The 11,045-nt window shown below is 63.6% G+C and carries 11 protein-coding genes; 9 read left to right on the top strand and 2 right to left on the bottom strand.

The genetic code is table 11. From position 1 onward, the window contains the following. From VMR03_RS06625 to VMR03_RS06660, 8 genes are all read left to right on the top strand, one after another. Positions 1-1,489 (top strand): monovalent cation/H+ antiporter subunit D family protein (locus VMR03_RS06625; protein WP_325403475.1); only part of this gene is annotated, 1,489 nt, incomplete at its 5' end. 7 nt (positions 1,490-1,496) lie between these two features. Further along, positions 1,497-3,005, top strand: a complete 1,509-nt coding sequence (locus VMR03_RS06630) for a proton-conducting transporter membrane subunit (RefSeq protein WP_325403477.1) — start codon at positions 1,497-1,499, stop codon at positions 3,003-3,005. Beyond that, complete coding sequence (locus tag VMR03_RS06635) at positions 3,002-3,301, top strand: hypothetical protein (protein WP_325403479.1); 300 nt, start codon at positions 3,002-3,004, stop codon at positions 3,299-3,301. The genes VMR03_RS06630 and VMR03_RS06635 overlap by 4 nt, the downstream gene beginning before the upstream one ends. Beyond that, on the top strand, positions 3,294-4,985 hold the full coding sequence (locus VMR03_RS06640; RefSeq protein WP_325403481.1) for a Na(+)/H(+) antiporter subunit D: 1,692 nt from the start codon (positions 3,294-3,296) through the stop codon (positions 4,983-4,985). Before VMR03_RS06635 ends, VMR03_RS06640 begins: the two co-directional genes overlap by 8 nt. Before the next feature lie 32 nt (positions 4,986-5,017). Then, positions 5,018-5,647, top strand: coding sequence for a carbon monoxide dehydrogenase subunit G (locus VMR03_RS06645; RefSeq protein WP_325403483.1), 630 nt, complete (start codon positions 5,018-5,020; stop codon positions 5,645-5,647). 97 nt (positions 5,648-5,744) lie between these two features. Further along, positions 5,745-6,209, top strand: coding sequence for a (2Fe-2S)-binding protein (locus tag VMR03_RS06650; RefSeq protein WP_325403485.1), 465 nt, complete (start codon positions 5,745-5,747; stop codon positions 6,207-6,209). A gap of 141 nt (positions 6,210-6,350) precedes the next feature. Next, a complete protein-coding gene (locus VMR03_RS06655) occupies positions 6,351-8,720 on the top strand; it encodes a xanthine dehydrogenase family protein molybdopterin-binding subunit (protein WP_325403487.1) in 2,370 nt (789 codons plus the stop codon). Between the two features lie 10 nt (positions 8,721-8,730). Beyond that, the gene (locus VMR03_RS06660; RefSeq protein WP_325403489.1) at positions 8,731-9,528 is read left to right on the top strand and encodes a xanthine dehydrogenase family protein subunit M; all 798 of its coding nucleotides are present in this window, start codon (positions 8,731-8,733) and stop codon (positions 9,526-9,528) included. A 4-nt stretch (positions 9,529-9,532) separates the two neighbouring features. Here VMR03_RS06660 and VMR03_RS06665 read toward each other — a convergent pair whose 3' ends face one another. Together VMR03_RS06665 and VMR03_RS06670 are read right to left on the bottom strand one after the other, a co-directional pair. Next, entirely contained in the window at positions 9,533-10,072 is a 540-nt protein-coding gene (locus tag VMR03_RS06665) for a VOC family protein (protein ID WP_325403491.1), read from the bottom strand. Positions 10,073-10,083: 11 nt separating this feature from the next. Continuing rightward, positions 10,084-10,719 (bottom strand): carboxymuconolactone decarboxylase family protein, encoded by a 636-nt coding sequence (locus VMR03_RS06670; protein ID WP_325403493.1) that lies wholly within the window; start codon positions 10,717-10,719, stop codon positions 10,084-10,086. A 102-nt stretch (positions 10,720-10,821) separates the two neighbouring features. Here VMR03_RS06670 and VMR03_RS06675 point away from each other — a divergent pair. Next, positions 10,822-11,045: AAA family ATPase (locus VMR03_RS06675; protein WP_325403495.1), on the top strand; the 224-nt coding region annotated here is incomplete at its 3' end.

The raw sequence follows: 11,045 nt of genomic DNA on the forward strand, positions 1-11,045 counted from the left end.
GCTCCATCATTTACCGGCCTTGCAGGTCGTGCTGACGCTTATCGCAGCGCCGCTTTGCGCGCTGGCGGGGCCGCGTTTTGCCTGGGCGATCGCCCTCGTGGCGAGCCTCGCCGCCCTCGCGGTCGCGGTGACGCTCTTTGCAACCGTGCTCGACGGCACCGTGATTTCCTATCACATGGGCGGATGGGCGCCGCCGCTCGGCATCGAGTACCGGGTGGACGTGCTCAATGCCTTCGTGCTGCTGATCGTGTCCGGCATTGCGGTGCTGACGCTCGTCTATGCGCGTAAGAGCGTCGCGGCGGAGATCGGCGCGGAAAGGCACGGGCTTTTCTATGCGGCTTTTCTGCTCTGTCTGACCGGCTTGATGGGCGTCGCGATCACAGGGGACGCATTCAACGTCTTCGTCTTTCTCGAAGTCTCGTCATTGTCGGCCTATGCGCTGATCGCGACCGGCGCCGAGCGGGACCGGCGGGCGCTGACGGCCGCCTACAATTATCTCATCATGGGAACGATCGGCGCGACCTTCTTCGTCATCGGCCTCGGCATGCTCTACATGCTGACCGGCACGCTGAACATGGCCGATCTGGCGCAGCGTCTCTTCGACCATGGCGACAACAGGACCCTGCGGACGGCCTTTTCCTTCGTGCTGATCGGGCTCGCGCTGAAGCTTGCCCTCTTCCCGCTGCATCTCTGGCTGCCGAATGCCTATGCGCGGGCGCCCTCCGCCGTCACCGTTTTTCTGTCGGCGACCGCCACCAAGGTCATCGTCTATGTGCTGGCGCGGTTTCTTTTCCTCGTCTTCGGTTTCAGCTTCGGCTTCCAGGCGGAAGTCCTGCGCTTTCTCATGCTGCCGCTCGCGATGATCGGCATTCTCGTCGCCTCGACGGTGGCGATCTTCCAGGACGACCTCAAGCGCATGCTGGCCTATTCGAGCATCGCGCAGATCGGCTACATGCTGCTCGGCCTCGCGCTGATCTCGCATACGGGCGTCATGGCCGCGGTCATCCATCTTTTCAACCATGCCGTCACCAAGGCAGGGCTCTTCATGGCGGCGGGCGCTTTTCTGCTGCAGGGCGGGACTTGCTCCATTCAGGGATTGCGCGGCATCGGCCGCGACATGCCCTGGACCACGGGCGCCTTCGTCGTCGGGGCCTTGAGCCTCATCGGCCTTCCGCTCACGGTCGGCTTCGTCAGCAAATGGTATCTCGTCGAGGCGTTCATCGGCGAAGGCTGGTGGCCGGTCGCCTTCCTGATCGTCGCCTCGTCACTCCTTTCTTTCGCCTATGTCTGGCGCGTCGTCGAGGCGGCCTATCTGCGCGACACGCCGGAGGGTGTCATACGCAAGGAAGCGCCGCTGTCGATGCTGCTGCCGATGTGGACTCTGGCTGGGCTCACTCTCTTTTTCGGCATCGACGCGAACCTGACGAGCACGGCGGCAAGCCGTGCGGCCAATGCGCTGATCGGCGCCTCCAACATCTTCTGGCAATGAGGCGCGCATGACATCTTCCTTCGCGCTTTTCCTGGCGATTTTTCTGCCCTTCGCGACGACGGCGCTGATCGGCGCTCTCGGCCGCTGGCCCGATGCGCGCGACATCACGAGCGTCACGACGGCGGTCGTCACCTTCGGACTAGCGCTTCTGGTGCTGCGCGGGTTTATCGGCGGCGAGGACACGACGCTCGCCTTGTTCGAGCTGATGCCGGGGCTCTTCATCGCCTTCGGCGTCGAACCCATCGGAATGGTCTTCGCCCTGCTCGCCTCCGGCCTCTGGATCGTCGTCGCGATCTATGCGGTCGGATATATGCGCGCGAACGAAGAAGAACATCAGACGCGCTTTGCGATCTGCTTCGCAATCGCCATCGGCGCGGCGCTCGGCATCGCCTTTGCCGGCAATCTCTTCACGCTTTTCATCTTCTACGAGGTGTTGACCATCTCGACCTACCCGCTGGTCGCGCATAAAGGCACACCCGAGGCGCGCAAGGGCGCGCGCGTCTACCTGACGATCCTGCTCGGCACCTCGATCTGCTTTTTCCTGCCGGCCATCATCTGGGTCTGGACCGCCACGGCCTCGCTCGACTTCTTCCCCGGCGGCGTCCTCGAAGGCCGGGTCGATCCCGCTTTTGCGCCCCTGTTGCTGGCGCTTTTCGCCTTCGGCATCGGCAAGGCGGCGCTGATGCCCTTCCACCGCTGGCTGCCCTCGGCCATGGTCGCGCCGACGCCGGTCAGTGCGCTGCTGCATGCCGTCGCGGTCGTGAAGGCCGGCGTTTTCACGATGCTCAAGGTCGGCGTCTATATTTTCGGCATCGAATTTCTTTCGCATACCGGCGCCTCGATCTGGCTCGCCTGGGTCGCGGCCGCTTCGCTCCTTATCTCCGCCGTTATCGCGATCACCAAGGACGATCTCAAGGCGCGGCTCGCCTATTCGACGGTCAGCCAGCTCGCCTATGTGACGCTCGGCATGGCGCTCGCCAACCAGATGGGCGTCATCGGCGGCACCATGCAGATGGTGATGCACGCGATGGCGAAGATCACGCTCTTCATGTGCGCCGGCGCGATCTACGTCACCGCGCACAAGACGCGCGTCAGTGAAATGACTGGCCTCGGACGGCAGATGCCCGTCACTTTCGCGGCCTTCCTGATCGCCTCCTTCAGCATCATCGGCCTGCCGCCGCTCGGCGGCGCCTGGAGCAAATGGTTCCTGCTGACGGGGGCCGCGGACGCACAACAGACGGTGCTTATCGGAGTGCTCGCCGTCGGCTCGCTGCTCAGCGTCTTCTATCTCCTGCCTGTCGCCGGCAAAGCGCTTTTCATGCCGGCGCGGGTTCCCAACACGCTGAGCGCCGCCGCCGTCGCACCGACCGGCATCGCCGAAGCTCCGTTCCTTTGCCTGCTGCCGATCTGCGTCACGGCCCTTGGTTGCCTCGCGCTCTTCTTCTTCGGCAACGATATCTACGAATTCCTGCTGCGTATTCCCCTGCTCGCCGTCATGCCGGAGGCCGCGCCATGAAAACCTACATCACGAACAAGGTGCTGATCGGACTTGGCGGCGCCTGCCTGGTGCTGGCGGGCGCGGACTTCTTTCGCGAGCCGCACGGCCATTTCGAGGTCGAGCGCGCACCGCTTTTCTTCGCGGTGTTCGGCTTTTTCATCTATGCGGTGCTGATTTTCGCGGCGAGGACATTGCGCCTCGCAATCATGCGACCGGAGGATTTCTACGGCGATCGCGCGACGGATCAGGAAGACGAGCGCTTCGCCGGCACCGAAGCGCAAGCGAAAGCCGCAAGCGGGGCCGGAGATGCCTGAGATCATGACGCCCGCTCTCGTCTATTTCGTCGGTGCCGCGGCGGTGCTGATCCCGTGGCGAATTCCGCGCGGTGTCGTGCTCCTCGCCGTGCCGCTCATCGCGCTCGCGAGTTTCGCGACGTTGCCTTATGCCAATTACAACCAGATTGCCCTTTTCGATCTGCGTCTCGGCCTGCTGCGGATCGACGCGCTTTCTTTCGTCTTCGCGCTGGTCTTCTCGCTTGCGGCACTCCTGTCGCTGCTCTTCGCCTTTCATCTGCGCGACAGGCTCGAACAGGCCGCGAGCCTGATCTATGCGGGGTCCGCCATCGGCGCGGTCTTCGCCGCCGACCTCGTGACGCTCTTCGTCTTCTGGGAGGGAACGGCGCTCGCCTCCGTCTTCCTGATCTGGGCCCGACGGACGGAAGGCGCCTACCACACGGGCTTGCGCTATCTCGCGATCCAGATTGGTTCCGGGTTGCTGCTGCTTGCCGGTCTCATCCTGCACTATCGTGAGACGGGCTCCATCGCCTTCGAGCACATGGCGCTCGACAGTTTCGGAACCTGGCTGATCTTCATTGCCTTCGGCATCAAATGCGCCTTCCCGCTGCTGCATAGCTGGCTACAGGATTCCTATCCGGCGGCGACGCTGACGGGCTCGGTGACGCTCTCGGCCTTCACCACGAAACTCGCCGTCTATGCGCTGGCGCGCGGCTTCGCGGGCACCGAATACCTGATCTATATCGGCGCCGCGATGGCCTTTTTTCCGGTCTTCTTCGCGGCGATCGAAAACAACCTCCGCCGTGTCCTCGCCTACAGCCTCAACAGTCAGCTCGGCTTCATGGTGGTTGGCGTCGGTATCGGCACGCCGCTGGCGCTCGACGGCGCGGTTGCGCATGCGGCGGCGAGCACCGTCTATCAATCGCTGCTCTTCATGTGCGTCGGTGCGGTTCTCTACAGGACGGGTACCGACAGAGCCTCGAATCTCGGTGGCCTCTGGGCCTCGATGCCGGTCACCATGGCGTTCTGCCTCGCAGGCGCGCTGGCGATCTCCTCCTTCCCGTTCTTCTCGGGCTTTGCGACCAAGAGCCTGGTCCTCTCCGCGAGCGCTGAGACGGGACATTTCGTTGTCTGGCTCGTATTGCTCGCGGCGTCGGTCGGGACGCTCCTTCACACGGGCATCAAGGTTCCATGGTCGATGTTCCTCGGGCACGACCAGGGACTAAAGGTCAAGGAAGCGCCAGCGCATATGCTGATCGCGATGGGACTCGCGGCGGCGCTTTGCGTCGGAATCGGCGTCTGGCCGGAGCCGCTTTACGCGCTGCTGCCCTACCCGGTCGATTACGAGCCCTATACGACCGACCATGTGGTAACGCAGCTTCAATTGCTATTGTTCGCCGCGCTCGCCTTCGCGTTCCTGATCCGGCGCGGGCTTTATCTGGCGGAGTTGCGCTCGGTCAATCTCGATGTCGACTGGACTTACAGGCGCATGCTGCCCGGTCTGCTTGCGCTTGTCTCCGGCCTGGTCCAGACAAGCTGGCAGGCGCTCTCGCGGCGGGTGGACTACCGCCTCGACAGGTTGCTGGTGACGGTTTACCGCACACATGGACCGCAAGGCGTCCTCGCCCGCACCTCTCCAACCGGTTCCATGGTGCTCTGGATTGCGGTTCTCCTTGGCATCACGCTGGCGCTGACTTACCTATAGGGACCCCGCAAGACCAGTTCAGGAGGCACCCCATGGAAATGTCCGGCGAATACAGGATTCCGGCGCCGCGAGAAACCGTGTGGGCGGCTCTCAACGATCCGCAGGTACTGCGCGACACCATCCCGGGCGCGGAGTCGGTCGACAAGACGGCTGACGACGAGTTCGAAGCGGTGGCCAAAGCCAAGGTCGGCCCGGTCAGCGCCCGTTTCAAGGGCAAGGTCAAGCTCACCGATATCGATCCGCCGAACGGCTATACGATCAGCGGCGAGGGCAATGGCGGCGCGGCGGGCTTCGCCAAGGGCTCCGCGCAGGTGCGCTTGATCGACGACAATGGCGTGACCGTGCTGAGCTACAAGGTCAATGCGCAGATCGGCGGCAAGCTCGCCCAGATTGGCCAGCGCTTCATCGACTCGACGGCGTCGAAACTTGCCGACGAGTTTTTCGGCAATTTCTCGAAAGCCCTTGGAGGCAGCAAAGTGGAACAGCCCACGCAGGACGAACTGGACGATAGTCTCGCTAAATCGCCGGATCAGGACGCCATCGCGCCGACCGGCGTTCCCATGATCCCGGACGAGGAAGCCGGACAGGGTCTCTCGCCCTGGATCTGGGGCACGGGCCTCATCGTCGCCGTCGTCATCCTCATTTTCATCTTCGGGCGTTGAACCAACCTTCGCTGAACTCCGGTCTTCATTCGCTCCCGCTTGACGAGGTGTCGCCAAGCGGGGAGACTCGAAAAAACACTCCAAGGGAGGCCTGCCCATGACCGTTGTGACCATGACAGTCAACGGAAAGCCCGCCAGTGCCGATGTCGAGGCACGCACCCTGCTCGTCCATTACGTTCGCGACGCGCTCGGCCTTACCGGAACGCATGTCGGTTGCGACACGAGCCAGTGCGGCGCCTGCGTCGTGCATGTGAACGGCCGCGCGGTGAAGGCCTGCACGATGCTCGCGGGCCAGGCCGAAGGCGCCAATGTCACGACCATCGAGGGGCTCGCGACGAATGGCGAGCTGCATCCGGTGCAGAAGGCATTCAGAGAGCATCATGGGCTGCAATGCGGCTTCTGTACGCCGGGCATGATCATGACCGCCGTCGATCTCATCAAGCGCAAACCGGACCTCGACGAACAAACGGTGCGCGCGGAACTCGAGGGCAATCTCTGCCGCTGCACCGGTTATCACAACATCGTGAAGGCGATCCTCGCCGCATCGCAGGAGATGCGCTGAGGCCTGTTCTAAGGCGCGTATGACTCATGAACTGTCATCCCAGCCCTGTGCCGGGATCCAGGGGCGGCGAATACCGAGCGAGCGGCCCCTGGCCCCCGGAATAAATCCGGGGTGACAAAAAAGTTGAGGGAGGACGACGTCGTGAATGAACAAGGTATCGGGCAACCGGTCCGCCGCAAGGAGGACTTCCGTTTCATCACCGGCAACGGCCATTACACCGACGACATCAGCCGGCCGCATCAGACACATGCCTATTTCCTGCGCTCGCCGCATGCGCATGCGAAAATCCGCGCCATCGACACGAAAATGGCGCTGACCGCGCCCGGCGTCGTCGCGATCTTCACCGGCAAGGACATCGCCGCCGACAAGCTCGGCGGACTGATCTGCGGCTGGACCGTGCATTCGAAGGACGGCTCGGCGATGAAGGTCGGCCCGCATCCCGTGCTCGCGTTCGACACGGTGCGCTATGTCGGCGACCACGTCGCGATGATCGTCGCCGAGACGCAGGCGCAGGCGAAATCCGCCGCCGAGATGATCGACGTCGATTATGAGGAACTGCCGGCCGCCGTGTCGCTCGCGACGTGTCAGAAGCCGGCTGCGCCGCAGGTCCATCCCGAAGCGCCGAACAACACCTGCTTCGAGTGGGAACTCGGCAACAAGCCGGAGACGGAGGCGGCTTTCGCCAAGGCGGCGAAGGTGGTCAAGCTCGACCTCGTCAACAATCGTCTGATCCCGAACGCGATGGAGCCGCGCGCGGCCATCGGCGAATATGACAAGGGCACGGGCGGCTACACACTTCACACGACGAGCCAGAATCCGCATGTGGCGCGGCTTGTCCTTTCCGCTTTCGTCGGCGTCGCGCCGGAGCACAAGCTGCGCGTCATCGCGCCCGATGTCGGCGGCGGTTTCGGCTCGAAGATTTTCATCTATGCCGAGGAAACCGCCTGCGTCTGGGCGGCGGCGAAGGTCGGACGGCCCATCCGCTGGACGGCCGAACGCTCGGAAAGCTTCATGTCGGACGCGCATGGCCGCGATCACATGAGCCATGCCGAGCTTGCGCTGGATGCCAATGGCAAGATCCTCGGGCTCCGCGTCAAGACGGTCGCCAATCTCGGCGCCTATCTCTCGACCTTCTCGGCCGCCGTGCCGACCTATCTCTACGGTACATTGCTGTCCGGCCAATACGACATTCCGGCGATCTATGTGGAGGTCGACGGCGTCTATACGCACACGGCGCCGGTCGACGCCTATCGCGGCGCGGGCCGGCCCGAGGCGACTTTCCTCATCGAGCGTATCGTCGAAACGGCGGCGCGCGAGACGGGGCTTGATCCGGCCGAATTCCGGCGACGCAATTTCGTGCGCAGCTTCCCGCACCAGACGCCCGTCATCATGAATTACGACGCCGGCGATTACGAGGCCTCGCTCGTGAAGGCGATGGAGATCGCCGACACGAAGGGCTTTGCGGCGCGCAAGGCGGACGCTGCCCGGCGCGGCAAGATCAGGGGCCTCGGTTATTCGACCTATATCGAGGCTTGCGGCATCGCGCCCTCGGCCGCCGTCGGCTCGCTGGGCGCGGGCGTCGGCTTGTGGGAGTCCGCCGAGGTGCGCGTCAATCCGACCGGCAATGTCGAGGTGCTGACGGGATCGCATAGCCACGGCCAGGGTCACGAGACGACCTTCGCGCAACTCGTCTCCTCGCGGCTCGGCATTCCGATCGAGCAGGTCGAGATCGTCCATGGCGACACCGATAAGGTGCAGTTCGGCATGGGCACCTATGGCTCGCGCTCCGGCGCGGTCGGCATGAGCGCCATCGTCAAGGCATTGGACAAGGTCGAAGCCAAGGCAAAGAAGATCGCGGCGCATCTGATGGAAGCGGCCGTCGAGGACATCGTCTTTCAGGACGGCAAGTTCACGGTTCAGGGCACCGACAAATCGCTCGCCTGGGCGGAGGTTTCGCTCGCCGCCTACACGGCGCACGGCTTCCCCTCGAATGAAATCGAGCCGGGTCTCAAGGAAGGCGCCTTCTACGATCCGACCAATTTCACTTTCCCAGCCGGATGCCATATCTGCGAGGTCGAGATCGACCCCGAAACGGGCATACTCGAGATCGCGAACTTCGTCGCCGTCGACGATTTCGGCACGATCATCAATCCGATGATCGTCGAGGGTCAGGTGCATGGCGGCATCGCACAGGGCGTCGGCCAGGCGCTGCTCGAACTCGGCGTCTACGATCCGCAGTCGGGCCAGCTCGTCACCGGCTCCTTCATGGATTACACCATGCCGCGCGCCGACGACGTGCCGAGCTTCCATCTCGGCTTCACCAGGACCGAATGCCCGTCGAACCCCCTGGGCATGAAAGGCTGCGGAGAGGCCGGCGCCATCGCCTCGCCGCCCGCCATCATCAACGCCATTACGGATGCGCTCGGCATCCGCGACATCGAAATGCCGGCCACGCCCGCGCGCATCTGGAAGGCTATTCAGTCGACCCGTCCGCGCGCCGCCGCCGAATAGGAGAAGCGTCATGTATCAGTTCAACTATGTCCGCCCGAAATCTCTCGCCGATGCCGAGGCGCTGCTAGCGCAGGCCGACGATCCAAAACTTCTCGCCGGCGGCCAGACGCTGATCCCGACGTTGAAGCAGCGGCTCGCCATGCCCAGCGACGTGATCGATATCGGCGGCCTGAAAGAGCTCGCCTTCATCAAGGCGGAAGGCAATGCCATCACCATCGGCGCGGGCACGAAGCATTACGACGTCGCCACTTCGGCGGATGTGAAGAAGCACATTCCGGCGCTGGCGCAGCTCGCCGAATGGATCGGCGATCCGGCGGTACGCCACATGGGGACCCTCGGCGGCTCCATCGCGAATAACGACCCGGCGGCCGACTATCCCGCCGCCTGTCTCGCGCTCGATGCGAAGATCCACACGACCAAGCGCCTGATCGAAGCGGACGAATATTTCAAGGGCATGTTCGAGACGGCGCTGACCGATGGCGAGATCATCAAGGAAGTGACCTTCCCGCATCCCGACAAGGCCGCCTATCAGAAATTCCGCAATCCGGCGTCGCGTTACGCAATGGTCGGCGTCTTCGTCTCGAAGGGCCCCTGGGGCGTGCGTGTCGCGGTGACGGGCGCGGGCCAGAACGGCGTCTTCCGGCTGAAATCGATGGAAGACGCGCTGACGAAGAGCTGGTCGGTGGATTCGGTCGCGTCGATCAAGGTCCCCGCCGACGGGCTGCTCTCCGACCTGCATGGCAGCGCCGAGTATCGCGCGCATCTCATCACGGTGATGGCGAAGCGCGCGGTCGAAGCGGCGGGGTGACGCCCTACTCCGCCGCCGTCCTGTAATCCGACGCCTTGTGATGCTGCAGCGATTTCGGCGGCGCCGAATGCGGCAGGTCGTTCGCGGTCAGCGCCGCGATGGCGCGATCCCTGTCGGCCTGCGTGAAGGCCGCCGTGGTCACGCAATATTCGACCAGCGTGTTGTTCGGATCGAGCGTGTAGATCGAGCGGCACCAGTTATGGTCGATCTCGAAGACGTCGTAGCCGCCCTTGAGCCAGATCGCCTTGCGCTCGTTCAGGTGCTCCTCGGTCGGAGAATAGAACGAGACGTGGTTGACCCAGTCGGGCAGCCCCATCGCACGCGAGATGCCGGTCTCCGTCACCTTCTCGTAAGCCTCGCCATGCAGCTCCCAGAAGGCGATGAACCGGTCGGGCTCGATCTCGTAGAAGAAGTGTTTCGCCCAGCCGCCGTCCGGCGTCGGCCCGATCTCGACCTTCTTCAGATCGAAGCCCATGACCTCGCGATAGAAGTGATCCACCGCCTTCATGTCGCGCGCGGCGAAAGCCAGATGGTGATACGCCATGATGTTTCTCCCTATTTTTGATCGACCACGCGCATGACGTCCGCGCCGGACCCTTCGGGCGCTGCGATCTCGACGATACGTTCGTCGACATCGTCATATTCGAGGCGCAACGCCTTCGAGATGACCGCGTGGAAATCGTAGAGCGCAGTCACATAGGTCAGTTCCAGAATTTCCTCGTCGGACAGATACTTCTTCAGGACGTCGAAGACGCCGTCCGGCGTCCGTCCGCCCGACAGCACGAGGCAATCGGCATAGGCGAGTACGGCGCGCTCGAGTTCGTCGAAACAGGTCGCGACCTGCCAGTGCGGGACGGCTTGCACCTGCTCCTCGGTGAAGCCGACACCGCGCGCGGCCTTGCAATGCTGCGAAAAGACGAACTGGCTGCCCCGCGCCCAGCCGGCCCTGATCTGCCCCAGCTCGCGCAGCTTCGGCGACAGCTTGCGCTTCGGGCTGCGATAGAACTGGAAGCCCGCAACCGCATGGTCGAAGGCATCGGGCACCAGCGCAAAGACCGTCCACCAGTTGCCGGGCGTGCCTGTGTCCGTTCCCGGTTCCTTAACCGGGTCGCGCTCGCCGAACAGCATCTTGTAGATGGACCGCGCAAAAGGATGCGCGTCGTCCCTGCCGACTTCTCTCAATCGCGGCATGTTCTCTCCCTCTTTCCCTGATCGACGATACCATACCGTGGTACAGTAACCAGCCCATTCCCTCGCCTTTTCCCGGCCCTGCCGAACGACTACATTGCGCCCATGAGCATTCCCTCCTCCATCGACGAAACCGTCGATCTGCTGGCGCGCGGCGCCTATGTCGCCGACCGCTCGCTTGCCACTGTCGTGTTCCTCGCCCTGAAAATGGGCCGTCCGCTGCTGCTGGAAGGCGAAGCGGGCGTCGGCAAGACCGAAATCGCCAAGGTCCTCGCCTCGGCGCTTGGACGCCGGCTCATACGGCTCCAATGCTATGAGGGCCTCGATAC

It is taken from the genome of Parvibaculum sp., from assembly GCF_035511255.1.
Taxonomy (GTDB): domain Bacteria; phylum Pseudomonadota; class Alphaproteobacteria; order Parvibaculales; family Parvibaculaceae; genus Parvibaculum.